Source organism: Umezawaea sp., assembly GCF_057122925.1.
Genome location: NZ_DBNGPQ010000138.1, coordinates 1 through 24,797 on the forward strand (window position 1 = coordinate 1; position 24,797 = coordinate 24,797).

Here is a 24,797-nt window from a genome sequence, read left to right on the forward strand (position 1 = left end):
GGAAGGCAGCAAGGATAAGCGGGCTCTGGTGGGTGCACGGGGTCCCCTTTTTCTGTCGGTGGTCACCGGTACTGTTCCGGGCGTGGCGCTCGCTCTGTATCGCAAGTACCGTCCGGCCACGTTCTCCGAGGTCGTAGGCCAGGAGCACGTGACCGAACCCCTGCGCACCGCTCTCGCAGCAGGCCGGGTGAACCACGCGTACCTGTTCAGCGGCCCGCGAGGCTGCGGCAAGACCTCCTCGGCCCGAATCCTGGCGCGCTCGCTCAACTGCGTGCAGGGCCCGACGCCCGACCCGTGCGGCGAGTGCAACTCGTGCGTCGGGCTGGCGCCGAACGGGTCCGGCACGGTCGACGTGGTGGAGCTCGACGCGGCCAGCCACGGTGGTGTGGACGACGCCCGCGAGCTGCGGGACAAGGCGTTCTACGCCCCGGCCGAGGCCAAGTACCGGGTGTTCATCGTCGACGAGGCGCACATGGTCACGACGCAGGGCTTCAACGCCCTGCTGAAGATCGTGGAGGAGCCGCCGGAGCACCTGATCTTCATCTTCGCGACCACGGAACCGGAGAAGGTGCTGCCGACCATCCGGTCGCGCACGCACCACTACCCGTTCCGGCTGATCCCGCCCGGTGCGATGCGGGCGCTGCTGGAGCGCAACTGCGCCGCCGAGGGCGTGACGGTGGCCCCCGCGGTGTTCCCGCTGGTCATCCGCGCCGGTGGTGGCTCGGCCCGCGACACGCAGTCGGTGCTCGACCAGCTGCTGTCCGGCGCGGGCCCGGAGGGCGTGACGTACGAGCGCGCCATCGCGCTGCTCGGCGTGACGGACGTGGCGCTGATCGACGACATGGTCGACGGGCTGGGCTCGAGCGACGGGGCGGCGGTGTTCGGCACCGTCGACAAGCTCGTGGAGGCCGGTCACGACCCGCGCCGGTTCGCGTCGGACCTGCTGGAGCGGCTGCGCGACCTGGTGCTGCTGTGCGCGGTGCCGGACGCGGCCGACCGGGGGCTGGTGGCGGCCCCGGAGGACGAGCTGGTCCGGATGGTCGCGCAGGCCAAGAGGATCGGTCCGGCGACGCTGACCAGGTTCGCCGAGATCGTGCACGCGGGCCTGGTCGACATGCGCGGCGCGACCGCGGCCCGGATGGTGCTGGAACTGGTGTGCGCGCGGATGCTGCTGCCCTCCGCCAGCGACACCGAGGCGGCCCTGCTGCAACGCGTCGAACAGCTGGAGAAGAGGCCTGCGGCCCCGGCGGCTCCCGCCGCCCAGACCGCTGCCCAGGCCACCGCCGCACCGCCCGCCCAGGCCGCGGCACCCCAGGCGCAGGCCGCCCCGGCCCCCGCCGCCCCGGTGGCGGCCCCTGGCAAGCCCGCCTTCCAGCGGCCGTCGCAGCGCGCCGCCCAACCCGAGCCCGAGGCCGCGCCCCCGAGCCTGCCCGAGCCCGCGGCGGCCACCCCGCCGCCCGCGCCGGAACCGGTGGCCGAGCCCGAGGGCACCGACGTCGCCGCCGTGCGCCGCCGGTGGGCCGAGCTGGTCGCGGCGGTCCGGTCGGTCAACCCCGTCGCGGGCGCGATGCTCGGGCCCGCGACGGTCAGCGAGGTCGAGGGCACGTCCATCGTCCTGACGCACCCGTCCGCGCCCATCGCGGGCAGGCTCACGTCCGAGCCGCGCAACGCCGGGGCCATCACCCAGGCGTTCGGCAAGGTCCTCGGAGGCTCCTGGCAGGTCAGCGTCGTGCACGGCGCCGCGGGTGCCGGTCCGGTGCGCCCGGCCCAGGTGAAGACCAGCAAGCCCGCGCCGACCAGGCCGAGCCAGCAGGGCAGGGCCGCCGCGGTGGAGCCGCCGCAGCGGCAGGCACCGGCCGGGCGCCCGCCCGCCGACGACGTGCCCCTGCCGCCGGAGCCGCCGGACCTCGACGAACCCCCTCTGCCACCGGAGCCGGTGGACGAGGAGGAGATGCTCGCCGAGGCGAGCATGCCGAGGGACCCGAGCGCGGTCGCGACGACCGTCGACCCCGAGGCCGCCGTGCTGCGGCTGCTGGCCGACCAGCTCGGGGCTCGTCCCCTGAAGGCTGAGCGCGCCAAGCGCTGAGTACGACCACGGGTGGAGGGGCGTACCGCGTCCGCGGTACGCCGAGGTGTCTGCGGCAGCAGGACGATCTTCTCGCCCGATCGGACCACTCTTGAGGGACCACAACGGATCCCACAGGAGCGGCGATGATCGAGGTAGCGAACCTCACCAAGCGGTACGGGGCCAAGACCGCGGTCGACGGACTCACCTTCTCCATCAGGCCCGGCACCGTGACCGGCTTCCTCGGTCCGAACGGCGCGGGCAAGTCGACGACCATGCGGATGCTCGTCGGCCTGGACACCCCGACGTCCGGCACGGCGAAGGTCAACGGCAAGCCGTACGGGGAGCACCGGGCGCCGCTGCGGGAGATCGGGGTCCTGCTGGAGGCCCGCGCCGTGCACCCCGGCCGCTCGGCCCGCGACCACCTGCTCGCCATCGGCGCCACGCACGGCATCACCGCCAGGCGGGTCGACGACGTGCTCGACATGGTGGGCCTCACCGAGGTCGCGAAGCGCCGGGTCGGCAACTTCTCGCTCGGCATGGGCCAGCGGCTGGGCATCGCGGTCGCGCTCCTCGGCGACCCGCGCACCGTCGTGCTGGACGAGCCGGTCAACGGCCTCGACCCGGACGGCATCAAGTGGATCCGGCAGCTCCTCAAGGGCCTGGCCGCCGAGGGGCGCACGGTCTTCATCTCCTCGCACCTGATGAGCGAGATGGCGCTGACCGCCGAGCACCTGATCGTGGTCGGGCGCGGCAGGCTGATCGCCGACGTGTCCGTCGCGGCCCTGATCGAGTCCGCCGCCCGCGGCGTGCACGTCCGCACGTCCCAGGTGAGCGCCCTCGTCCGCGTCCTCAACGGTGACGGCGTGAGGATCAGCACGGTCGGCGGCGGCGTCCTCGACGTGGTCGGCCGGTCCACCGAGGACATCGCGACCCGCGCGCTCGCGGCCGGGATCCCGCTGTACGAGCTGACCCCCCAGCGCGCGTCGCTGGAGGAGGCCTACATGGAGTTGACCCAGGAGTCCGTCGAGTACCACGGCGGCACGACCACCACCACGTCGTTCGGAGAGGCAGCCTGATGAGCACCACGACCCTCGACGCGCCGGTGGTCGTGCCGCCGCCCGCGACGGACGACATCCGCCTCACCTTCCGGGGCGTGCTGCGCAGCGAGTGGGTGAAGCTCCGCAGCGTCCGGTCCAGCGCGATGACCCTGCTGGGGGCGGCGTTCGCCATGCTCGCCGCGGGCCTGGTCTTCGCCTCGACCATCGGCGGCGGGGGCGACGGCCCCGGTCCCGACGACGGGATGTCCGACCCGACCGCGATCGCGCTGAGCGGCGTCATGATCACGCAGCTCGTCATCGGGGTGCTGGGCGTGATGGTCGTGTCGAGCGAGTACTCGACCGGCATGATCAGGTCGACGCTGACCGGCGTCCCGGCCCGGCTGCCGGTGCTCGCGGCGAAGGTGGTCGTCGTCACCGGCGCCGTGTTCACCTCGATGCTGGCGGTCTCGCTCGTCGCCTTCCTCGGCGCGCAGGCGATCATGTCCGGTGCCGACCTGCCGACCGCCGCGCTCGGCGACCCCGGTGTCCTCCGCGCCGTCGTCGGGTCCGCCGCCGCGCTGACCGGCGTCGCGGTCATGGGCGTCGCGTTCGGCTCGATCCTGCGCGGCACCGCGGGCGCCATCTCCACGCTGTTCGCGCTGGTCTTCCTCGCACCCGGCCTCGGCCGGCTGCTGCTGCCGACCTCGTGGCGCGACGACGTGCTGAAGTACCTGCCGTCCAACGCGAGCAGCTCGTTCACCAGCGTCACCGCCGGTCCGGACGTGCTCGGCACCACCGCGGGCGCGCTGGTGTTCGCCGCCTGGGTCGTCGTCCCGCTGGTCGTGGCCGCGGTGCTGCTGCGCCGCCGCGACGCGTGACCGGACCTAGGCTGCGGGGGTGTCCACGGTGACGAGGGTCCGGGCGTTCGCGCGACGGCACCCGACCGCCGTGGACACCCTCCTCGCCGTGGTCCTGTACCTGCTGACCGCCCCCTTCCACGGGCCACCCCGCGAACCGCAGCCCACCACGTCGCCCACGGCGCTCGCCCTGCTGGCGCTGGTGTTCGCGATGCTGGCGGTGCGCCGGAGGTGGCCGCTGTGGACGCTGGTCGTGACCACGACCGGCGTCGTGCCCGCGGTGGTGTTCGGCTACGACATCGAACCGTTCCTGGTGCCGGTGGTGATCGCGACCTACACGGTCGCGGTCCGCACCGACCGGTGGACGGCGCTGCGGTCGGCGGTCCCCACGGCGCTGTTCGTGGTGATCGTGGTGGCGCTGCTGACCCCGGCCCCCGGCTTCACCTGGGAGAGCCTCGGCCGGTTCACCTGGATCGGCCTCGCGGTGGCGATCGGCGACGCGGTGCGCAGCCGCCGGGCCAACATCGCGGCCATCGAGGAGCGCGCGCTGCGGGCCGAGCGGACCCGCGAGGAGGAGGCCCGCCGCCGGGTCGCCGAGGAGCGCCTGCACATCGCCCGCGAGCTGCACGACGTGGTCGCGCACCACATCGCCGTGATCAACGTGCAGGCGGGCGTGGCGAGCCACCTGATCACCGCCCGGCCCGAGGCGGCGGCCGAGGCCCTCGCCCACGTCCGCCGGTCCAGCCGGGCCGTCCTGGACGAGCTGAGCGGGCTGCTCGGCGTGCTGCGCAAGCCGGAGGAGTCGGACACGCCGACGGAGCCCGCGCCCGGCATGGCGCAGCTCGGCCGGCTGGTGGACTCCTTCCGCGCGTCGGGCCTCGACCTGGAGTCCACGTTGACCGGCGAGGTCCACGAGCTGCCCGCGACGGTCGACCTCGTCGCGTACCGGGTGGTGCAGGAGGCGCTGACGAACGCCCACCGGCACGGCACCGACACGGCCCGCCTCTCCGTGGCCTACACGTCGTCGGAGATCATCCTGGAGATCACCAACGCGCTGGGCTCCCAGCCCCACGACGGCGGGTCCGGCCTCGGGCTCGTCGGCATGCGGGAACGGGCGGGCGCGGTCGGTGGCACCATCCAGGCCGGGATCGGCGCGGACGACCGGTTCCGCGTCGTGGCGACCCTGCCGCTCCAGATCGGGAAGAAGCCATGACGATCCGCGTCCTGCTCGCCGACGACCAGGCGCTCATCCGCGCCGGCTTCCGCGTGCTCATCGACTCCGCGCCCGACCTGGAGGTGGTGGGGGAGGCGACCAACGGCCTGGAGGCCGTGGAGCTGGTCCGCACGACCCGCGCCGACGTGGTGCTGATGGACATCCGGATGCCCGAGCTGGACGGCCTGGAGGCGACCCGCCGGATCATCGCCGACGACGACCTCGCCGGGGTGAAGGTGCTGGTCCTGACGACGTTCGAGATCGACGACCACGTGGCTGGAGCCATCCGCGCCGGTGCCAGCGGCTTCCTCGGCAAGGGCGTCGAACCGGCCGAGCTGCTGACCGCGATCCGCACGGTGGCCGAGGGCGACGCGCTGCTGTCCCCGAAGGCGACCCAGTCGCTGATCAGCCAGTTCCTGTCGCAGCCCGCCACGAACGCCGCCACCCCGGAACGCCTCGCCGTGCTGACCCTGCGCGAGCGCGAGGTGGTGGCGCTGGTCGCGGGCGGGCTGTCCAACGACGAGATCGCGGCCAAGCTGTTCGTCTCGCCGCTCACGGCGAAGACCCACGTCAACCGGGCGATGATGAAGCTCCAGGCCCGCGACCGCGCCCAGCTCGTGGTGATCGCCTACCAGACGGGCCTGGTCCTGCCCCGCTAGCGCCCGACGTAGGTCAGCACCGCCGCGGCGATGGCCGCGGCGTAGCGCTGCTTGCCGTCGTCGCTGCCGAGCACGGCCGCCTCCGCGGCGTCGCGCATGTTGCCGCACTCCACGAACACCGCGGGGCGCTCGGACAGGTTCAGGCCCGCCAGGTCGTCGCGGCCGTCGAGCCCGTCGCGGCCGGTGTAGTTGGCGGGCGCGAACCCCGCCCCGACGAGGCCGTCGCGCAGGGTCGTCGCGAGCCGGGAGGACGGTTCGCCCTGGGCCTCGTTGCGCGGCGGGTCCGGGTAGATGACGTGGAAGCCGCTGGCGCCCTCGGTGCTCGCGCCGTCGGCGTGGACGGACACGACGGCCGCCGCGTCCGGCCGGTTGCCGATGGCGGCGCGCTCGTCCACGCACGGCCCGACGCCCGTGTCGTCCTGGCGGGTCAGCACGACGGTGACGCCGCGCGCTTCGAGCGCCGCCCGGACCCGCAGCGTCACGTCCCAGGTGAACGCGTGCTCCGGGTAGCCGTCGTCGGTCTCGGTCCCGGTGGTGTCGCACGCCTTCACCTGGCCGCCGCCCGCCGGGACCTGCCGGTTGATCTCGGCCGGGTGGCTCGCGTTGCCGCCGTTGTGGCCGGGGTTCAGCACGACCACGACCTCGGGGGCGGTCGTCGTGGTGGCGGTCGTCGGAGGGCTGCTCGCGGGGATGCCCGCGGTCACGACCGGGTCGAGCACCGGGGTGTGCTGGGCCACGGGCTCGCTGCCGCATCCGGCCACCACGAGTCCGAGCACCACGACGGCGAGCCACCTGCGCACGCCGCCCACGGTGCCAGACACGACGCGACTACGCTCGGGGGCGGTGGCAAATCCGACGAGAGGAACCGCGGTGCAACCCGGTCAGCCCAACATGCAGCAGATCCTCCAGCAGGCGCAGAAGATGCAGCAGCAGCTCGTCACCGCCCAGGAGGAACTCGCCGACGCCGAGGTCACCGGCACGGCGGGCGGCGGCCTCGTGACCGCGGTGGTGTCCGGTGCGGGCGAGCTGAAGAGCCTCGACATCGACCCGAAGGTGGTCGACCCCGAGGACACCGAGACCCTGGCCGACCTGGTGGTCGCCGCGGTCCGCGACGCCAACCGCGCCGCGCAGGAACTCGCCGCCCAGAAGATGGGTCCGCTGGCCGGTGGCATGGGCGGCATGGGTGACCTCGGCGGTCTGGGCGGGTTGCTCGGCTGATGTACGAGGGTCCCGTTCAGGACTTGATCGACGAACTCGGCCGGCTGCCGGGCGTCGGGCCCAAGAGCGCGCAGCGCATCGCCTTCCACCTGCTGGCGGCCGAACCGGCCGACATCGGGCGGCTCCAGGACGCGTTGCAGAAGGTCAAGGAGGGCGTCGTGTTCTGCGACGTCTGCGGCAACGTCTCAGCCGAGGCGACCTGCCGGATCTGCCGCGACACGCGTCGCGACGTGACCCTGATCTGCGTGGTCGAGGAACCGAAGGACGTGCTCGCGGTCGAGCGCACCCGCGAGTTCAAGGGCCGCTACCACGTGCTGGGCGGGGCGCTCGACCCGTTGTCCGGTGTCGGTCCCGACCAGCTGCGCATCCGGCAGCTGCTCCAGCGGATCGGCAACCAGGTCGACGGCAAGGACGTGGCGGAGATCATCATCGCCACCGACCCGAACACCGAGGGCGAGGCGACGGCGACCTACCTGGTCCGGATGCTGCGCGACTTCCCCGGCCTGACCGTCACGCGCCTCGCGTCCGGTCTGCCGATGGGCGGCGACCTGGAGTTCGCCGACGAGCTGACGCTCGGCAGGGCGATGTCGGGACGGCGCGTGGTGTGAGCGAGGCCGCGCCGGCAGGTCGGGTCACCACCGTCCCGGACCGGGCGGGGACCCCCACCCCGCCCGGTCCGGGAAACCGGGGCGCGAACCGCCGACCTCGGGCGACCGAGCCGCCGTCTCCGGAGGAGCGGCCGTGACCCCGAGGCTCATCGCCGTGGACGGGCCCTCCGGTGCGGGCAAGTCCACGGTGGCCCGCGCGTTGGCCGCGGAGATGGGCGCGGTCGTCGTGCCGACGGACCACTTCGCCACCTGGGACGACCCGGTGGCGTGGTGGCCGCGGCTGCTCGACGGCGTGATCGAGCCGTTGCTCCGCGGTGAGCCCGGCCGCTACCAGCGGATGGACTGGTCGGAGGGGTGGCCCCGGCTCGGTGGGTGGGTGACCGTCGAGCCGACCGGGGTGCTGATCGTCGAGGGCGTGTCCTCGGCCCGCCGCTCCATCTCCCCGCGCTTGGACCTCGCGGTCTGGGTCGACGGCCCGGACGAGGCCGAGCGGCTGGAACGCGCGGTGGCGCGGGACGGCGAGAAGCACCGGGCGCACCTGCGCCGCTGGCAGGAGTTCGAGCGCGGCTGGTTCGCGGTCGACGACACCCGCGCCCGCGCCGACCGGATCCTCTAGAGCGGTGACCGCGACCCGCACCGGTCAGCGGTCACCGGACTAGCCGAGCAGGCTCCGCAGCGGCAGCGCCTCCGGCGCGCCGATCTCCGTGTACAGCTCCAACGCCTGCCGCCGCTGGTCGTCGGTGTCGCTCGCGTCGCCGACCAGTTGCAGCGCCCGCGCGTGCACGAGCCGCTGCCCGGTGGCGGCGCTCAGGTCGACCGCCCGCCGCGCGCACTCCAGCGCCCGCTGCGGGTCGCCCGTCTCCAGGTGCAGCCTGCCGAGCAGCACGAGCACGTCGACCTCGGCGATGCGCAGCCGGTAGGAGACGGCGCTGTCGAACGCGAGCGACGCGGACCGCATCGCCTCGTCGAGCCGGTTCGCCGCCCGGTGGGCCTGCGCGATGCCCTTGCGCGCCGCGCAGATGCCCCACGGGTAGCTGGTCTCCTCGGCGATGCGCAGCGCCTCGGTGTGCTGCCGCAGCGACTCCTCGTGCCCGCCGAGCCCGTCGAGCGCTTCGCCGAGCACGTTGCGGGCGTCGCAGACGCTCTTGAGGTTCCCGGACTCCTCGGCCAGCTCCAGCGCCTTCTCGGCCTCGTCGACGGCTTCCTGGCTCCAGCCGCGCATCGTGTGCGCCTGGGCCAGGCCCTCGTGCGGGAGGTTCGCGAAGCTGCGGGCGGCGGCCTGGCTGTAGAGGACGCCCGCCCGTTCGAACAGCGCGGCGGCCCGGCCGGGGTGGCCCTGGAGCAGGTGCACCTCGCCGAGCGCGCGGTAGCTGTTGGCCTGCGTCATCCACGCGTCGAGCCGGTTGCCGACCTCCAGCGAGTCCTCGAACGACCTGGTGGCGCGGTCGAGCTGGCCCAGCAGCAGGTAGACGCCGCCGAGGTTGAGCAGCGCGATGCCCTCCTGCTGCGAGGCGCCGATCTCGCGGGTGATCGCGAGCGCGCTCTCCAGGTGCCGCGCGGCCTGCTCCAGCTCGCCGAGGTCGATGTAGACGGTGCCGACGTTCGACAGCACGGCGGCGTTCGCGGCGGGTGCCGTGGCGCCGCGCTCCTGGATCGGGAACGTCCGCAGGTAGTAGTCGACGGCGACGCGGTGCTGGCCGATGGCCCAGTAGAGGGTGCCGAGCGAGGACAGCATCGCGACCTCGCCCACCTCGTCGCCGATCCGCTGCGCCACGGCGAGGCCCGCCTTCGCGGTCGCCAGCCACTCCACGGGCAGGCCCTGCACGTAGAAGTAGCGGCGCAGCGCGTCCGCGAGCTGCCAGCAGTCGGCGCTGGGCTCCCGGTCGGCGGCGTGCACGACGAGCGCCACGAGGTTGGCCCGTTCGGCGTCGAGCCACGCCAGCGCGTCGTCCGGGGCGCAGAACGTCTGCGGTGTCACGTCGGACGCGGTGGCCGCCCTCGGCAGCCGCATGAGCGTGTTCTTCAGCGCGTCGGTGGCGTTGTCCACCGACCGGATCGCCCAGTCCAGCAGCCGCCCGAAGGCGTTCGCGGACTCCGCGGGGTCGTCCTCGAACGCGAGCCGCTCGGCGGCGTAGTCCCGCAGCAGGTCGTGGAACTGGTAGCGGCCGGGCGCGTGGTTGTCGACGAGGTTCGCCGTGGCGAGCCTGTCCAGCCGCCTGCGGGCGTCCTGCGTGGTCAGCCCGCCGAGCGCCGCCGCCACGTCCGGCGTGATGTCGGTGCCCGGCGTGATGCTGAGCAGCCGGAACAGCTGCGCCAGCTCGGGCTTCAGCGCCGCGTAGGACAGGTCGAACGCCGCGTGCACGGCCGCGCGCTCGTCGCCCTCCACGGTCAGCGCGGCCAGCCGGTTGCCCGCCCGCAGCTCCTCCACGTAGGAGGCGATGGTGACCTCGGGGCGGCTCAGCAGGTTCGCCGCGGCGATCCGCAGCGCGAGCGGCAGGTGCGCGCACAGCGAGGTCAGCTCGTCGGCCGCGGCGTCCTGCTCCTGGACGACGTCCGCGCCGAGCATCCCGGCGAGCAGCGCCTTGGCCTCCTCGCTGTCGAGCACGTCGAGGCGCACGTTGCTCGCCGCGTGGCTGACGGCCAGGCCCCGCAGCGTGTCGCGGCTGGTCACGAGCACCGCGCAACCGGGGGAGCCGGGCAGCAGCGGCCGGATCTGCTCCGCGTTGGCCGCGTTGTCCAGCAGCAGGAGGACCCGCTGGTCGGTCATCCGCGACCGGAACATCGCCTCCTGCTCGTCCTGGTCCAGCGGCACGGACTCGGGCGCCACGCCGAGGGCGCGCAGGAAGCGGGGGAGCACGTCCATCGCGCTCAGCGGCGCGCCCCGCGCGTACCCGCGCAGGTTCACGTACAGCTGCCCGTCCGGGAAGTTCGCCCTCATCTTGTGCGCGGCGTGCACGGCCAGCGCGGTCTTGCCGACGCCGGGCGGGCCCGCGAGCGTCACGACGGGCACGCCCTGCGCGGTCCTGAGCAGCGCTTCCACCAGCACCACGGCCTGCGCGCGACCCACGAAGTCACCGATGTCGGCAGGCAGCTGGGCGGGCACCACCCGGTCGCGCTTGCCCTGCGGCGCGGCGGCCCGCACCAGGTCCAGCTCCGGAGAGCCCTCCAGCACCTGCTGGTGCACGCGCCGCAGCTCGTCACCGGGGTCGATGCCCAGCTCTTCGGCGAGCTGGTCGCGCACCCGACGGTAGGCGGCCAGTGCGTCGGCCTGCCTGCCGCAGCGGTACAGGGCGAGCACGAGCTGCGCCCACAGCCGCTCCCGCAGCGAGTGCTCGGCGGTCAGCCTGGACAGCTCTGGGACCAGCTCGGCGTGCCTGCCCAGCTCCAGGTCGACGTCGACGCGCCGCTCCACGGCGTGCAGCCGCTGCTCGACCAGCCTCGGCACCTCGTCGCGGTGCAGGATCTCCGACGGCACGTCCACCATCGCCGGGCCGCGCCACATCGCCAGCGCCGTCGTGAACAGGCCGGACGCGGCGTGCAGGTTGCCCAGCGCCCGCTCCTGCTCGCCCTGCTCGACGAGGCCGCCGAACCGGACGACGTCGATGGTCTTCTCGTCCACGTCGATCAGGTAGCCGTCCGGCACGGTCCGGATGGGCACGTCCCGGCCGAGCACCTGGCGCAGCCGCATCACGTACGTCTGGAGGGTGCCGCGGGCCCGTGCGGGCGGGTCGGCGCCCCACACGTGCTCGGCCAGCTCGTCCACCGAGACGCTCGTCCCGGCGCGCAGCAGCAGCGACACCAGCAGGGAGCGCTGGCGGCCCGCGCGGACCGGCACCAGCTCGCCGTCGACCAGCACCTGGAGGGGACCGAGGAAGCGGAACTCGAGCTGCGAGCCCATCCGCGACCTCCTCCGCCCGTGTCCGAAGTCTCCTCGCCGGTCGTCCGCCCCGCGCACCGACCCGACCTCTCCGTTGTACAGCCTAGGAGAGCGCTCACCGGATCGTCCGTGCTCACGTTGGGTCAGCGCGCGTGCGCCGGCCGTACCACAATGGCTCTTCGCGTGGCCGTATCGTGACCTGCAGGGTTCCGGAAGGACAACTTGCACCGGTTAGGGTCGGCGACCACACAGTGAGATCGTCGGATTCACCAAGGGGTGTTTGATGCTTCAATCCCGAACGGCTCGGAGCCGTTGGCTGGCCGCGATCGGCCTGGTCGGCGTCTCCGCGCTCGCCTTGTCCGCCTGCGCTCAATCAGAGCGCGGGACCGACAGCGCCGGATCCGGCAAAGTAGGTGGCACGTTCACCTTCGGCGCCGCCGGCGCGCCGAAGCTGTTCGACCCGTTCTACGCGACGGACGGCGAGACGTTCCGCGTCGCCCGCCAGATGTTCGAGGGTCTGACCACCTTCAAGCCCGGCACCGCGGAGCCCGCTCCCGAGCTCGCGGAGAGCTGGTCCCCCAGCACCGACGGTCTCACCTGGACCTTCAAGCTCAAGCAGAACGTGAAGTTCCACGACGGTTCGGCGTTCGACGCCGCGGCGGTCTGCGCGAACTTCGACCGCTGGTACAACCAGAAGGGCGCGGGCACCTCCGACGCCGTGTCCCAGTACTACGTGGACAACTTCGGCGGGTTCTCCGACGGCGCGAAGCCGTCCCTGTACAAGTCGTGCAGCGCGAAGGACACGAACACCGCCGAGATCGTGCTGACCGCGGTGACGTCGAAGTTCCCGGACATCCTGGGCCTGCCCTCGTTCTCCATGCAGAGCCCGACGGCGCTCAAGCAGTACGACGCCGACAACGTGCAGGCGCAGGGCGACAGCTTCGTGTTCCCGGCGTACGCGACCGACCACCCGACCGGCACCGGTCCGTTCAAGTTCGGCGCGTACGACAAGGCCAACAACACGGTCGAGCTCGTCCGCAACGACGACTACCACGGCAACAAGGCGAAGCTGGACAAGGTCGTCTTCCGGATCATCCCGGACGAGACCGCCCGCAAGCAGGCGCTCCAGTCCGGTGACATCGACGGCTACGACTTCCCGGCCGCTGCCGACTGGGACGGCCTCAAGAAGGCCGGCTTCAACGTCGCCATCCGGCCCGCGTTCAACGTCATGTACTTCGGCATCAACCAGTCGGGCAACCCGGCGCTGAAGGACCTGAAGGTCCGCCAGGCGCTGGCCCACGCGATCAACCGCGAGCAGCTGGTCAAGTCGCAGCTGCCCGAGGGCGCGAAGGTCGCGGACGAGTTCATCCCGGAGACCGTCGGCGGCTACACCAAGGACGTCACCAAGTACCCGTACGACGTGGAGAAGGCCAAGGCCCTGCTCACCGAGGCGGGCGCGACCGGTCTGACGCTGAAGTTCTACTGGCCCAGCGAGGTCACCCGGCCGTACATGCCCAGCCCGAAGGACATCTACGGCGCCATCGCCGCGGACCTGGAGAAGGCGGGCATCAAGGTCGAGGCCATCACCAAGCCGTGGAACGGCGGTTACCTCACCGACGTCGACCAGAAGGTGCCGGACGTCTTCCTGCTCGGCTGGACCGGTGACACCGGTTCCGCCGACAACTGGATCGGCACGTTCTTCGGCAACCCGGAGAACCGCTTCAGCACCGGCTCCTCCCCGTGGGGCGCCACCCTCGCGGCCGACCTGAAGAAGGCCGACTCGACCCCGGACCGCGACGCGCGGCTCAAGGCGTACGAGGCGCTCAACAAGCAGATCATGGGTGAGTACCTGCCCGCTGTCCCGATCTCGCACTCGCCGCCCGCGCTCGTGCTCAAGTCGGACGTCAAGGGCATCACGCCCAGTCCTCTCACCGACGAGAAGTTCGGCCCCGCCAGCAAGGGCTGAGCCGCGACACCTCGCCAGAGAGAACAACCAACCAGAGAGAACAACGGGGTAGGTACGTGCTCCGCTACACCGTAAGGCGGCTGATCCAGCTGCTCGGCGTGGTGCTGGTGCTCTCGTTGCTCGTCTTCGCGTGGTTGCGCGCACTCCCAGGAGGGCCGGCTTCGGCCCTCCTGGGGGACCGCGGGACCGACGAGTCGCGGGCGGCGCTGGAGCAGCAACTCGGTCTAGACCAGCCGATCTTCGTCCAGTACTTCAAATTCCTCGGTCGAGCCGTGACCGGAAACTTCGGCAACTCGACCGGTGTGCAGCCGGGTGACTCGGTGGTCGACATCTTCGTCCAGCGGTTCCCCGCCACCCTCGAACTCAGCATCTTCGCGATCGTCATCGCGGTGGTCGTCGGCATCCCCCTCGGCTACCTCGCGGCCAAGCGCCGCGGCACCTGGTTCGACAACCTGAGCGTCGGCGGGTCCCTGATCGGTGTGGCCGTCCCGGTCTTCTTCCTCGCCTTCGTGCTCAAGGAAGTCCTCGCGTCCAAGCTAGGCCTCCCGTCCGTCGGCAGGCAGGACGCCATCGGCGCGACCAGGGTCACCGGCTTCTTCGTCCTCGACGGCCTGCTCACGCAGGAGTGGGACGCGGCGTGGAACGCGCTCAAGCACCTGTTCCTGCCCGCCATCGCGCTCGCCACGATCCCGTTCGCGGTCATCTTCCGCATCACCAGGGCCGCCGTGCTCGACGTGATGGACGAGGACTACGTGCGGACGGCCGAGGCCAAGGGCCTCACCGCGCAGCTGGTGCGCCGTCGCCACGTGCTGCGCAACGCGATGCTCCCGGTGGTCACCACCATCGGCCTCCAGATCGGCGCGCTGCTCGCGGGCGCCGTGCTGACCGAGAAGGTGTTCGCCTTCCCCGGGGTCGGCGAGGCGCTCGCGCTCGGCTTCGAGCGGCGCGACTACCCGGTCCTGCAGATGCTCATCATGGTCGCCGCGATCGTGTACGTGGTCGTCAACCTCCTGGTCGACCTGTCCTACGCGCTGATCGACCCGCGGATCAGGACGAGGTAGCGCCATGGCCATCGGAACCAAGAAGGAGCGCATCGACTCGCTCGCCGAGTCGACCGCCGACGACTCCGGGGTCAGCCTCGCGGCCAGCGCGTGGAAGCGCCTGCGCCGCAGCCCGGTGTTCCTGTTCGGCTCGTTCATCATCGTCGCCTTCATCATCATCGCGGTCATCGCGCCGTGGATCGCCCCGCACGACCCGTCCGCCAGGGACCTCGCGGACCAGGTCATCAAGGCGCGCAACCAGATCCCGGAGCCGCAGCCGGGCCACCCGCTCGGCGGTGACCTCCAGGGCCGCGACTTCCTGTCGCGCCTGCTCGTCGGCGCCCAGCAGACGCTGCTCGTGGGTGTGTTCGCGACGCTGATCGGCCTCGCGGGCGGTCTCGCGCTCGGCACGCTCGCGGGCGCGTTCGGCGGCTGGGTCGACTCGCTGGTCATGCGGATCGTCGACGTCATGCTGTCGATCCCGCAGCTGCTGCTGGCGTTCGGCATCGGCGCGCTGTTCGCCAAGCCGAACCTGTTCACCGTCATCCTGGCGGTGTCGATCGTGCAGATCCCGGTGTTCGCCCGCCTGCTGCGCGGGTCGATGCTGGCGCAGCGGGGCAGCGACCACGTGCTGGCGGCGACGTCGCTCGGCGTGAAGCCGGGGGCGATCGTGTTCCGGCACATGCTGCCCAACTCGCTCGGCCCGGTGATCGTGCAGTCCACGCTGGTGCTGGCGACGTCGATCATCGACGCCGCCGCGCTGTCGTTCCTCGGCCTCGGCAACCCGGACGACCGGGTGCCCGAGTGGGGCCAGATGCTCGGCGGCGCCCAGACCGTGATCGACACGCACCCGCAGCTGGCGTTCTGGCCCGCGGGCTGCATCATCGCGATCGCGCTGGGCTTCACGCTCGTCGGCGAGTCCCTGCGCGACGCCCTCGATCCGAAGAACAGGCGGTGAGCTCGGTGGCACTACTGGAAGTTCGCGACCTCACCGTGGAGTTCCACCGCAAGGGCGAGGAGCCCTTCACCGCGGTGGACCGCGTCAGCTTCGACGTCGAACCCGGCCAGACCGTCGGCCTGGTCGGCGAGTCGGGCTGCGGCAAGTCCGTCACCTCGCTCGCGATCATGGGCCTGCTGCCCAAGCGCGGCGCGAAGGTCAGCGGCACGGTGAACTTCGAGGGCACGGACCTGCTGCGCCTGTCGGACAAGCAGTTGCGCGACAAGCGCGGCCGCGACCTCGGCATGGTGTTCCAGGACCCGCTGTCCTCGCTGAACCCCGTCATTCCGATCGGCCTCCAGGTCACCGAGGTGCTGGAACGGCACCAGGGCCTGAGCCGCAAGGCGGCCATGGTCGAGGCGGCCGACCTGCTCGACAAGGTCGGCATCCCGGACCCGAACCGCAGGCTGTCGGAGTACCCGCACCAGCTGTCCGGCGGGATGCGGCAGCGCGCGCTCATCGCCATCGCGCTGGCGTGCAAGCCGAGGCTGCTGATCGCGGACGAGCCGACGACCGCGCTGGACGTCACCATCCAGGCCCAGATCCTCACGCTCCTGAGGGAACTCGTGCGGGACCTGGGCACGGCCCTGGTGATGATCACGCACGACCTGGGTGTCGTGGCGGGCCTGTGCGACGAGGTGAACGTGCTCTACGCGGGCCGCGTCGTGGAGAAGGCGCAGCGGCACGAGCTGTTCGCGCAGCCGCGCCACCCGTACACGCACGGCCTGCTCGCGTCGATCCCGCGGCTGGACGCCCCCAGGGGTGAGCGGCTCAACCCGATCCGCGGCTCCGTGGCGGACAACATCCCGTGGACCAGCGGGTGCGCGTTCGCGCCGCGCTGCCCGAACGTGCTGGACGTGTGCACCGAGGTGACGCCCGTCCAGGAGGACATCGGGGGCGGCAGGCTGCTGCGCTGCCACAACCCGGTGCAGCCCGAGGTGCCGCAGGAGGTGTCGGCATGACCGCTCCGCTGGTGTCCATCGAGGGCATCAAGGTGCACTTCCCGATCAAGCGGGGTGTCATCCTCGACCGCACGGTCGGGCACGTCTACGCGGTGGACGGCGTCGACCTGGAGATCCACCGGGGCGAGACCTACGGTCTCGTCGGCGAGTCGGGCTGCGGCAAGTCGACCCTGGGCCGGGGCGTGCTCAGGCTCACCGAGCCGACCGCGGGCCGGGTCGTCTTCGACGGCACCGACCTCACGTCGCTCAAGGGCGAAGAGCTGCGCACGATGCGCCGCCGGATGCAGATGGTGTTCCAGGACCCGATGTCCTCGCTGGACCCGAGGCAGTCGGTCGAGTCCATCCTGGTCGAGGGCCTGCACGCCCACGGCCTCGACAAGGACAAGGCCGCGACCGCCAAGCGGCTGCGCTCGCTGCTGTCGTCGGTGGGCCTGCCGTCGACCTCGCTGCGCAAGTACCCGCACGAGTTCTCGGGCGGCCAGCGCCAGCGCATCGGCATCGCCCGCGCGCTGGCGGTCGAGCCGGACCTGATCATCGCCGACGAACCGGTGTCCGCGCTGGACGTCTCGGTGCAGGCCCAGGTGGTCAACCTCCTGGAGGACCTCCAGGAGGAGTTCGGCCTCACCTACCTGGTCATCGCGCACGACCTGGCGGTCGTGCGGCACATCTCCGACCGCGTCGGCGTGATGTACCTGGGCGGTCTGGTCGAGGAAGCCACGTCGGACGACCTCTACGCGGAACCGCTCCACCCGTACACGAAGGCGCTGCTGTCGGCGATCCCCGTGCCGGACCCGGAGGTCGAGGACCGGCGCGAGCGGATCCTGCTCCAGGGCGACCTGCCGTCGCCCGCGAACCCGCCGTCGGGCTGCCGCTTCCACACCAGGTGCCCGTGGAAGCAGAACACCAGGTGCGACACCGAGCGGCCGGTGCTCCGCGAGGTCGAGCCGGGCCACCGGGTGGCGTGCCACTGGGCGGAGGACATCCGCAGCGGCCGGATCAGGCCGCACGCGGTGGAGGCGGTGCTCGTCGAGGAGGACGGCATCTCGCCGGACATCCCCCTCGTGGGCCCGGTCTCGGTGACCGAGGCGCTCAACCCGTAGTCGGAACGGCCCGCAGACCCCCTCTGCGGGCCGTTCCCGTTCTCCGTGGCGGTCAGGCGGGCCACCGGGGAGACCGGCCCAGCCTGCCCACCAACCGGTCCGTCGCGGACGCCGAACCCGGCACCGGCACGGGTGGGGCGAACGACGCGATCCCCGCCGGGTACCGCGCGGTGATGCGCAGGGCCGCCGACGCCAGGTCGTCCTCGAACTCGTACTCCCGCCCCAGCGCACGCGCCAGGTCCCAGGCGTGGACCAGGTTGTCCACGAAGTGCGCGGCCACCAGCGTCCGCCCGCTCCGCCTCCCGAAACCGGGGAACTCCCGCTCCGCGTCGAGCATCCCGGCGGTGTCGAACGCGGCCCACGCGTCCGCGACCGCGGCCTGGTAGACGCCCAGCGGATCCGCGCCGAGCGGCTCTCCCACCACGTCCACGGACTCCCCGCGGGCCCCGGCCGTGAACGCGGCCGTCGAGTCGACCTGGTGCTGGACCAGGTCCCGCACGGTCCACTCGACGCAGGGCGTGGCCGCGCTCCACTCCGCCGCGCTCACCCCCTCGATGAGCGCGAAGTTCAACTCGCAGGCACGACGGTCCAGCTCCACCAGGTCCAGCACGACAACCCCCATCAGATAACTGTACGAACGGTCGTACTATTACCTGGACGCGAGACCCTGTCAACCGAGGGAGCTACCGTGACCACCGTGGCGAACCCGGACGGCCGGTTGGAACGCGGCGAGCAGACCCGGCGGCTCATCCTCAGACGAGCCGCCGACATCGCGTCCGTGGAGGGCCTCGAAGGCCTCTCCATCGGCCGCCTGTCCACCGAGCTGGAGATCAGCAAGAGCGGCGTCTTCGCGCACTTCGGCTCGAAGGAGGAACTCCAGCTGGCCACCATCAGGGCGGCCACCAAGATCTTCGTCGACGAGGTCGTGACCCCGGCGTTCCAGCAGCCCGCGGGCCTGCCGCGGCTGAGGGCGCTGTGCGAGGGCTGGCTGACCTACTCCGAGCACCGCACGTTCCCCGGCGGCTGCTTCTTCGCCGCCGTGCAGCCGGAGTTCAGCTCACGGCCGGGCCGGGTCCGGGACGCCGTCGCCGAGGCGGGTGCCCGGTGGACGGCTCTCATCCGCGACCAGGCGGAGAAGTCGGACCTCGACGACGACCCCGCCCAGGTGGCCTTCGAGGTCGTCGCCTTCCTGGAGGCGGCCAACGTGCAGGCCATCCTGCACAACGCCCCGGACGCCTACGACCGGGCGCGCACGGCCGTTCGGGCCAGGCTCACGCCGCGACCGGCGCGGCGGGAGCCTCGACCACCCGCCGCTGCGCGGCCCTGACCGCCATCCCCGCGGGCACGCTGATCACCAGCGCCACGCCCGACGAGATCGCCACCGCCAGCACGGGGTCGGACACGACCTGCCCGCCGACGTACCCCAGCAGCGCCGCGTAGGCGCTCCACAGCGTCGCCCCGACCACCGCCACCGGCACGAACCGCCGCCGCGGCCAGCGCAGCGACCCGGCGAGGACGGCACCGACGATGCCGCCGCCGGGCACGAACCGGATGGCCACCAGGATCGACTCGCCGCGCGTGGCGAGCTGGCCCGCGGTCCACGCGAGCACCGCCCGCGACCCGGTGCCTCGGGAGAACCGCCGCAGTGCCCGTTCCCCCAACCCCCGGCCGAGTCCGAAGTTGACGAGGTCGGCGAGCGTGCAGCCCACCGCCGCCACGACGATCACCCAGACCAGCGGCAGCTCACCCGCAGAGGCGAGCACCCCGTACCCGATCAGGACGGCCTCGGTGGGCGCGAGCGGCACCACCGCGACCACGAACAGCACGAGGAGGCTTGCTACGGCGGCGTTCACAACCCGTGCAACGCCCGAGGTGGACGTTCGGCTTCACGGTCGGGGGGAACTTCAGCATTCCCACAGGTGGTGCGCCGCACCACCGCCCACACAGGACCCGTCGAGCGGCGGGTAGACCGGTCGACGCTTCAGCGGGTCCGCCGTTCCTGGCAGGATCCGCCCGTGCACATCAACGAGTGGCTCCAGACGATCCCACCGATGGCGATCATCCTGCTGGTCGGCTTCGTGATCGGCTTCGAGAGCCTCGGCATCCCGCTGCCCGGTGAGATCGTGCTGGTCAGCGCCGCACTGCTGTCGGCGCAGCACGTCGTGAGCCCGGTGGCCGTCGCACTGGCCGCCATCACCGGCGCGATCGTGGGTGACTCGATCGGCTACACGATCGGCCGCAGGGGCGGCAAACCGCTGTTCGTCTGGGCGGGCACCAAGTTCCCGAAGCACTTCGGACCCGCGCACCTGGCGACCGCCGAGCGGGCGTTCGAGCGCTGGGGCATGTGGGCCGTCTTCTTCGGACGGTTCGTCGCGCTGCTGCGCATCTTCGCCGGACCACTCGCGGGCGCGCTGCACATGCGCTACTGGAAGTTCCTCACGGCGAACGCGCTCGGCGGGGTCGTGTGGGCGGGCGGCACCACCGCCGTCATCTACTACGTCGGCATCGTCGCGGAGACGTGGCTGAAGCGCTTCTCGTGGGTCGGCCTGCTCGCGGCCGTCCTGTTCGGGATCGGCACCGCGCTGTTCATGAAGCGCCGCGCCGCGAAGGTGGCGGAGAGGGCGGAGACGGGGTCCGCCGCGGCGGACCCCGTCTCCGAGCCCGCCTAGCGGTTCGCGCGGTTCACGGCCGACACGATGCCCGTGAGGGCGGCGGCGGTCGTGGAGTGGTCGATGCCGACGCCCCACAGGACGCGGTCGCCGACGGCGCACTCCAGGTAGGCGGCGGCGCGGGCGTCGTCACCGGCGGTGAGGGCGTGCTCCACGTAGTCCAGCACCCGCACGTCGTAGCCGATGGACGCCAGCGCGTCGACGAACGCGGCGATCGGCCCGTTGCCGTTGCCGTTGATCTCGACCTTCTCGCCGTCGGCCCAGATGGTCGCGGTGATCTCCGCGTGGCCGCTGTCGTCGCTGGCGATCCGGTGCCCGACCAGCTTCAGCGGCACGGCCGGGGTCAGGTACTCCTCGGAGAACGCGTCCCACATGTCCTTGGGGCCGATCTCGCCGCCGTGGGTGTCGGTGACCTCCTGGATCACCCGCGAGAACTCGACCTGGAGCCTGCGCGGCAGGTCCAGGTGGTGCTCGGTCTTCATCAGGTACGCCACGCCGCCCTTGCCGGACTGCGAGTTGACCCGGATCACGGCCTCGTAGTTGCGGCCGACGTCCTTCGGGTCGATGGGCAGGTACGGGACCTCCCACGGGTACTCGTCGACGTGCTGGTCGGCGGCCTTGGCCTCGTCCTCCAGCGCCTCCAGGCCCTTCTTGATCGCGTCCTGGTGGCTGCCGGAGAACGCGGTGAACACCAGGTCGCCGCCGTAGGGGTGCCGCTCGGGCACGGGCAGCTGGTTACAGTACTCGACCGTGCGGCGGATCTCGTCGATGTCGGAGAAGTCGATCTGCGGGTCGACGCCCTGGCTGAAGATGTTCATGCCCAGCGTCACCAGGCACACGTTGCCGGTGCGCTCGCCGTTGCCGAACAGGCAGCCCTCGATGCGGTCGGCGCCCGCCAGGTAGCCCAGCTCGGCCGCGGCGACACCCGTGCCGCGGTCGTTGTGCGGGTGCAGCGACAGGACGATCGAGTCGCGGCGGGCCAGGTTGCGCGACATCCACTCGATGGAGTCGGCGTAGACGTTCGGCGTGGCCATCTCGACGGTCGCGGGCAGGTTGATGATCATCGGCAGCTCGGGCGTCGGCGCGATGACCTCGGTGACCGCGTCGCACACCTCCAGGGCGTACGACAGCTCGGTGCCGGTGTAGGACTCGGGGGAGTACTCGTAGCGGAACTCGGTCTCCGGGTAGCCCTCGGCGACCTCCAGCGCGTACTTCGCGGCGTCCACGGCGATCTTCTTGATGCCCTCGCGGTCGGACTTGAACACGACGCGGCGCTGGAGGATCGAGGTCGAGTTGTAGAAGTGCACGATCGCGCGGGGAGCGCCGTCCAGCGACTCGAAGGTCCGCTTGATCAGCTCGGGGCGGCACTGGGTCAGCACCTGGATGCTCACGTCGTCCGGGATCGCGCCGTCCTCGATGATCTCGCGGACGAAGTCGAAGTCGGTCTGCGACGCGGCGGGGAAGCCGACCTCGATCTCCTTGAAGCCCATCCGCACCAGCAGGTCGAACATCTTGCGCTTGCGGGCGGGCGACATCGGGTCGATCAGGGCCTGGTTGCCGTCACGCAGGTCGACGGCGCACCACTGCGGCGCCCTGGTGATGGTCTTCGACGGCCAGGTCCGGTCGGGTACCGAGACCGGCTCCACCGACTCGGCGAACGAGCGGTAGCGGTGGAACGGCATGGAGCTGCCGCGCTGGGTGTTCCACGTCGGCTGGTCGGCGGGCGCGGGCCGGGACGGCGGGCGCAGGCGGCTGGTGCCGGAGGTGTACGCGTCGGGGCTGGTGGTCATGATCCGAGTTCTCCTGCTGGTCGCTGGGAATGCAGACGACCGGCGGCATTGCTCGACTCCGCGACGGGGGGCCGGTCTGGTCAGACCCCGTCACGGCAGCGAAGCAGGAGGGTACGCGCCACGTCCGACACTCTAACCACAATTCCGCACGAGGCCGAACCGTTCGACCACATGGTGGAACTTCACCCGTCCGTGTTTGCCGCAACGCGCGCGTGGGAATTCGTTGCACATGTCCAGATGGCGTACAGGAACTCGCAGCGGCAGCTACACGGCTGCCAGGGTGATCAGCGGCGTTGGCGCGCTGTTCGCGATCATCGAGATCATCTACATCCTGATGATCGTGCTCGGCGCCAACCAGGCCAACGCGTTCTTCTCCTTCGTGAGGTCTCTCGCGGAGCCCTTGTCGCTCTTCTTCCCCGGCCTGTTCAGCTTCGAGAACTACAACCTGGCCGTGATCGTCAACTACGGCCTCGCAGCGGTCTTCTGGCTCGTCGTCACGGGCCTCATCGCCCGCCTCATCGCCCGCTAGGTCTGGCTACTGGCCGGTAAGTCTGTGCCACACTGGTCGACATGGCCGAGAACCGGACGAGCACCGGTCACGGCGCCCGCGCGAAGGTCGTGGGCGCCGTGGCCGTCGTCGTCGGGTGGGCGGGGCTCGCCGCGGCGCTCGTCCTCGTCGCCCACGTGGTGCTGACCGTCGGCGAAGCCAACCCGGACAACGGCATCACGTCCACGATCCGCGACCTCGCCCAACCGCTCGCCCTCGGCTTCCACGACCTGTTCACCCCGCGGGACCCGAAGCTCGCCGTGATCGTGAACCACGGCGTCGCGGCCCTGTTCTGGCTGTTCGCCAGGTCACTCGTGCTCAGGCTGGTCCGCAGGCTCGGCTGAGAACGCCGCCTCGCCCCACGTCCCGCTGAACACCAGCTCGGTCAACGGCCTGCGCCCGCGCGGCCGGGTCTCCCTGACCTGGAGCTCCTCCGGCAGGTCGGCCACGTTGCCCAGGTGCCCCACCGCGACGACCACGACCGGCAGCACGTCGTCCGGCAGCGCGAACCCCGCGCGCACGGCGTCGGGGTCGAACCCGCCGATCTGGTGGGTCACGAGCCCGAGGTCCACGGCCTGGAGCACGAGGTTCTGCACCGCGAGCCCCAGCCCGTAGACGGTGTTCGGCAGCTCGCCGCGCTCGTCGGCCGTGACCACCGCGCCGACCAGCAGCGCGGACGCCCGGTGCGCCCAGGTCCGGTTGCGCGGCCGGAGCGCGCCCAGGATCCGCCGGTGGGTGTCGTCACCGCGGTAGCCCAGCAGGAACCGGGCAGGCTGGGTGTTGCCGTGCGACGCGGCCCAGCGGGCCGCCTCCAGCAGCACCCGCATCTGCCCCGCCGACACCTCGGCCACCGGGTCGAACGCCCTCGGGCTCCACCGCCGCTCGATCGCCGGGAGCATCAGATCGCGTACTGCCAGGCCGTGATGGCGTACGCCCCGAACCAGGCGCTGAACACCGCGAGCCCGGTCAGCAGCGCCACGGCCGTCGACGTCCGCCGCTTCGCGATGGCCAGCGCGGCCGGGACCAGCAGCGTGAACGCGGGCAGCAGCAGCCGCGCCTTCGAGTTCATCAACCCGTTCGAACCCAGGTCCATCACCAGCACCCCGATCCCGTAGACCAGCAGGGGCCACTCCAGCCTCCGCCGGAACCCCAGCACCACCAGCGCGATGGCGATCCCCAGGATCCACACGGTCGTCAGCTCCAGCACCGACCGGGGATCACCGAGGTTCGCCAGCGCGAACTTCCAGGTCGCGGCCCCGCCGTCGAACCGCGAGTCCCAGCCGCGCTGCTGCACCGCGAACCAGCCGTCCAGCTGCCCGGTGCGCGCGGCCACGTACCCGAGGTAGCCCAGCAGGCCCAGCGGCGCGATCATCCCGCCGACCCACGGCCGCCACCCGTCCCTGCGGGTCATCACGGACACCAGCGCCGCCAGCCCCACGGCCAGCAGCAGCGCCGCCGCCGTCGGCCGCACCAGACCCGCCGCCGCCGTGCACAGGCCCGCCAGCACCCACTTGCGCTCCACCACGCCGACCAGCGCCCACGCGGCCAGCGCGCAGAACGTGGCCTCGGAGTAGGTCATCGACAGCACGATCGCCATCGGCGACGCGGCGAACAGCGCCACCAGCACCAGCCCGGCGCGCGGCGACCCGTCGCGGATCCCCGCTCCCAGCCGGTACAGGCCGTACGCGCAGAACACGCCGCTCACCAGGCTCACCGTGAACGCCGCCCCGCGCGTCTCCACACCGGGCAGGCCGTCGAGCCAGCGCACCAGCGCGGGGTAGCCGGGGAAGAACGCGAGCGGCGTCTCCGGGGTGCGCCTGCCGAACGCGTCGACCAGGAAACTCGGCACCCCGCCGTAGCCGCCCTCGGCGATGCCGAGGAACCACTGCCCGTCCCACGACGTCAGCGCCGTGGTCGTGCTCTTGCCCCACCGGTCGGCCATCAGCCCGAGGACGAGCAGCCCCAGTTCGCGGATCGCGACGAACACCACCGCGGGAGCCAGCAGCAGGGTGGTCGGGTGTCTCAGCAGCCGCGCCAGCCGCTCGCGCGGCGAGGGGTTCCCGCCGTGCTCCACCGGGGGACCGGCCACCACCCGCACTGTCGACACGGCCACGAGAGTAGTGCCCGTCACGGCCCCCGCTGTCCACTCCTTGACACAGGTAGGCTGCCTGCGACGTGGGAATTTGATC

24 protein-coding genes are annotated in these 24,797 nt (G+C 71.9%); 17 read left to right on the top strand and 7 right to left on the bottom strand.

Features of this window, described 5'->3' with window-relative positions; genetic code table 11:
• Nucleotides 1-82: 82 nt before the first annotated feature.
• The 5 genes from AC156L_RS30720 (at nucleotide 83) to AC156L_RS30740 (ending at nucleotide 5,834) form a co-directional block, all read left to right on the top strand.
• Nucleotides 83-2,086, top strand: coding sequence for a DNA polymerase III subunit gamma and tau (locus AC156L_RS30720; protein WP_484407509.1), 2,004 nt, complete (start codon nucleotides 83-85; stop codon nucleotides 2,084-2,086).
• A 125-nt stretch (nucleotides 2,087-2,211) separates the two neighbouring features.
• Nucleotides 2,212-3,144: an ABC transporter ATP-binding protein gene (locus AC156L_RS30725; protein WP_330877546.1), complete on the top strand. Its 933-nt coding sequence runs from the start codon at nucleotides 2,212-2,214 to the stop codon at nucleotides 3,142-3,144.
• Nucleotides 3,144-3,983: an ABC transporter permease gene (locus AC156L_RS30730; RefSeq protein ID WP_330877547.1), complete on the top strand. Its 840-nt coding sequence runs from the start codon at nucleotides 3,144-3,146 to the stop codon at nucleotides 3,981-3,983. Before AC156L_RS30725 ends, AC156L_RS30730 begins: the two co-directional genes overlap by 1 nt.
• Nucleotides 3,984-4,002: 19 nt before the next feature.
• Nucleotides 4,003-5,175 carry a sensor histidine kinase gene (locus tag AC156L_RS30735; RefSeq protein ID WP_484407510.1) on the top strand — a complete coding sequence of 391 codons (1,173 nt, stop codon included), beginning with the start codon at nucleotides 4,003-4,005 and terminating at the stop codon, nucleotides 5,173-5,175.
• Nucleotides 5,172-5,834, top strand: a complete 663-nt coding sequence (locus AC156L_RS30740; RefSeq protein ID WP_330877549.1) for a response regulator transcription factor — start codon at nucleotides 5,172-5,174, stop codon at nucleotides 5,832-5,834. Before AC156L_RS30735 ends, AC156L_RS30740 begins: the two co-directional genes overlap by 4 nt.
• On the opposite strand, the gene AC156L_RS30745 is transcribed toward AC156L_RS30740, so the two are convergent.
• Nucleotides 5,831-6,634 (bottom strand): N-acetylmuramoyl-L-alanine amidase, encoded by an 804-nt coding sequence (locus AC156L_RS30745; RefSeq protein ID WP_414719956.1) that lies wholly within the window; start codon nucleotides 6,632-6,634, stop codon nucleotides 5,831-5,833. The two genes, AC156L_RS30740 and AC156L_RS30745, sit on opposite strands and share 4 nt — an antisense overlap.
• Before the next feature lie 70 nt (nucleotides 6,635-6,704).
• On the opposite strand from AC156L_RS30745, the gene AC156L_RS30750 reads away from it, so the two are divergent.
• The 3 genes from AC156L_RS30750 to AC156L_RS30760 all read left to right on the top strand — a co-directional run bounded on the left by AC156L_RS30750 (nucleotide 6,705) and on the right by AC156L_RS30760 (nucleotide 8,276).
• A complete protein-coding gene (locus AC156L_RS30750; RefSeq protein ID WP_330877550.1) occupies nucleotides 6,705-7,052 on the top strand; it encodes a YbaB/EbfC family nucleoid-associated protein in 348 nt (115 codons plus the stop codon).
• Complete coding sequence (gene recR / locus AC156L_RS30755; RefSeq protein WP_330877551.1) at nucleotides 7,052-7,660, top strand: recombination mediator RecR; 609 nt, start codon at nucleotides 7,052-7,054, stop codon at nucleotides 7,658-7,660. Before AC156L_RS30750 ends, recR begins: the two co-directional genes overlap by 1 nt.
• Nucleotides 7,661-7,793: 133 nt before the next feature.
• Complete coding sequence (locus AC156L_RS30760) at nucleotides 7,794-8,276, top strand: uridine kinase family protein (RefSeq protein WP_330877552.1); 483 nt, start codon at nucleotides 7,794-7,796, stop codon at nucleotides 8,274-8,276.
• Nucleotides 8,277-8,315: 39 nt separating this feature from the next.
• Here AC156L_RS30760 and AC156L_RS30765 read toward each other — a convergent pair whose 3' ends face one another.
• The gene (locus AC156L_RS30765) at nucleotides 8,316-11,558 is read right to left on the bottom strand and encodes an AfsR/SARP family transcriptional regulator (protein ID WP_330877553.1); all 3,243 of its coding nucleotides are present in this window, start codon (nucleotides 11,556-11,558) and stop codon (nucleotides 8,316-8,318) included.
• Nucleotides 11,559-11,820: 262 nt separating this feature from the next.
• Between AC156L_RS30765 and AC156L_RS30770 the strand changes: the two genes are divergently transcribed.
• Genes AC156L_RS30770 through AC156L_RS30790 form a run of 5 tightly spaced genes read left to right on the top strand, consistent with a single transcriptional unit; the run spans nucleotide 11,821 to nucleotide 17,602 of the window.
• Nucleotides 11,821-13,503 carry an ABC transporter substrate-binding protein gene (locus AC156L_RS30770; RefSeq protein ID WP_330877554.1) on the top strand — a complete coding sequence of 561 codons (1,683 nt, stop codon included), beginning with the start codon at nucleotides 11,821-11,823 and terminating at the stop codon, nucleotides 13,501-13,503.
• Between the two features lie 56 nt (nucleotides 13,504-13,559).
• The gene (locus AC156L_RS30775) at nucleotides 13,560-14,564 is read left to right on the top strand and encodes an ABC transporter permease (RefSeq protein WP_330877555.1); all 1,005 of its coding nucleotides are present in this window, start codon (nucleotides 13,560-13,562) and stop codon (nucleotides 14,562-14,564) included.
• A 4-nt stretch (nucleotides 14,565-14,568) separates the two neighbouring features.
• Nucleotides 14,569-15,501, top strand: a complete 933-nt coding sequence (locus AC156L_RS30780; RefSeq protein ID WP_330877556.1) for an ABC transporter permease — start codon at nucleotides 14,569-14,571, stop codon at nucleotides 15,499-15,501.
• A 5-nt stretch (nucleotides 15,502-15,506) separates the two neighbouring features.
• Nucleotides 15,507-16,502 (top strand): ABC transporter ATP-binding protein, encoded by a 996-nt coding sequence (locus AC156L_RS30785; RefSeq protein ID WP_330877557.1) that lies wholly within the window; start codon nucleotides 15,507-15,509, stop codon nucleotides 16,500-16,502.
• A complete protein-coding gene (locus AC156L_RS30790; protein ID WP_330877558.1) occupies nucleotides 16,499-17,602 on the top strand; it encodes an ABC transporter ATP-binding protein in 1,104 nt (367 codons plus the stop codon). The genes AC156L_RS30785 and AC156L_RS30790 overlap by 4 nt, the downstream gene beginning before the upstream one ends.
• A gap of 52 nt (nucleotides 17,603-17,654) precedes the next feature.
• On the opposite strand, the gene AC156L_RS30795 is transcribed toward AC156L_RS30790, so the two are convergent.
• Nucleotides 17,655-18,224, bottom strand: a complete 570-nt coding sequence (locus tag AC156L_RS30795; protein WP_330877559.1) for a TIGR03086 family metal-binding protein — start codon at nucleotides 18,222-18,224, stop codon at nucleotides 17,655-17,657.
• 66 nt (nucleotides 18,225-18,290) lie between these two features.
• Between AC156L_RS30795 and AC156L_RS30800 the strand changes: the two genes are divergently transcribed.
• The gene (locus AC156L_RS30800) at nucleotides 18,291-18,929 is read left to right on the top strand and encodes a TetR/AcrR family transcriptional regulator (RefSeq protein WP_330877560.1); all 639 of its coding nucleotides are present in this window, start codon (nucleotides 18,291-18,293) and stop codon (nucleotides 18,927-18,929) included.
• Here the strand turns inward: AC156L_RS30800 and AC156L_RS30805 are convergent.
• Nucleotides 18,874-19,428 carry a DedA family protein gene (locus AC156L_RS30805; RefSeq protein WP_330877561.1) on the bottom strand — a complete coding sequence of 185 codons (555 nt, stop codon included), beginning with the start codon at nucleotides 19,426-19,428 and terminating at the stop codon, nucleotides 18,874-18,876. The genes AC156L_RS30800 and AC156L_RS30805 overlap by 56 nt on opposite strands.
• A gap of 189 nt (nucleotides 19,429-19,617) precedes the next feature.
• Here AC156L_RS30805 and AC156L_RS30810 point away from each other — a divergent pair, with 189 nt between their 5' ends.
• Nucleotides 19,618-20,271 carry a DedA family protein gene (locus AC156L_RS30810; protein ID WP_330877562.1) on the top strand — a complete coding sequence of 218 codons (654 nt, stop codon included), beginning with the start codon at nucleotides 19,618-19,620 and terminating at the stop codon, nucleotides 20,269-20,271.
• On the opposite strand, the gene leuA is transcribed toward AC156L_RS30810, so the two are convergent.
• On the bottom strand, nucleotides 20,268-22,061 hold the full coding sequence (gene leuA / locus AC156L_RS30815) for a 2-isopropylmalate synthase (protein WP_330877563.1): 1,794 nt from the start codon (nucleotides 22,059-22,061) through the stop codon (nucleotides 20,268-20,270). The genes AC156L_RS30810 and leuA overlap by 4 nt on opposite strands.
• Before the next feature lie 229 nt (nucleotides 22,062-22,290).
• Between leuA and AC156L_RS30820 the strand changes: the two genes are divergently transcribed.
• Together AC156L_RS30820 and AC156L_RS30825 are read left to right on the top strand one after the other, a co-directional pair.
• Nucleotides 22,291-22,590, top strand: coding sequence for a hypothetical protein (locus AC156L_RS30820; RefSeq protein ID WP_330877564.1), 300 nt, complete (start codon nucleotides 22,291-22,293; stop codon nucleotides 22,588-22,590).
• 41 nt (nucleotides 22,591-22,631) lie between these two features.
• Nucleotides 22,632-22,952: a hypothetical protein gene (locus AC156L_RS30825; RefSeq protein WP_330877565.1), complete on the top strand. Its 321-nt coding sequence runs from the start codon at nucleotides 22,632-22,634 to the stop codon at nucleotides 22,950-22,952.
• Here AC156L_RS30825 and AC156L_RS30830 read toward each other — a convergent pair.
• Complete coding sequence (locus AC156L_RS30830) at nucleotides 22,917-23,507, bottom strand: nitroreductase family protein (protein WP_330877566.1); 591 nt, start codon at nucleotides 23,505-23,507, stop codon at nucleotides 22,917-22,919. The genes AC156L_RS30825 and AC156L_RS30830 overlap by 36 nt on opposite strands.
• Nucleotides 23,507-24,715, bottom strand: coding sequence for a hypothetical protein (locus AC156L_RS30835; RefSeq protein ID WP_330877567.1), 1,209 nt, complete (start codon nucleotides 24,713-24,715; stop codon nucleotides 23,507-23,509). Before AC156L_RS30835 ends, AC156L_RS30830 begins: the two co-directional genes overlap by 1 nt.
• Between the last annotated feature and the right edge of the window lie 82 nt (nucleotides 24,716-24,797).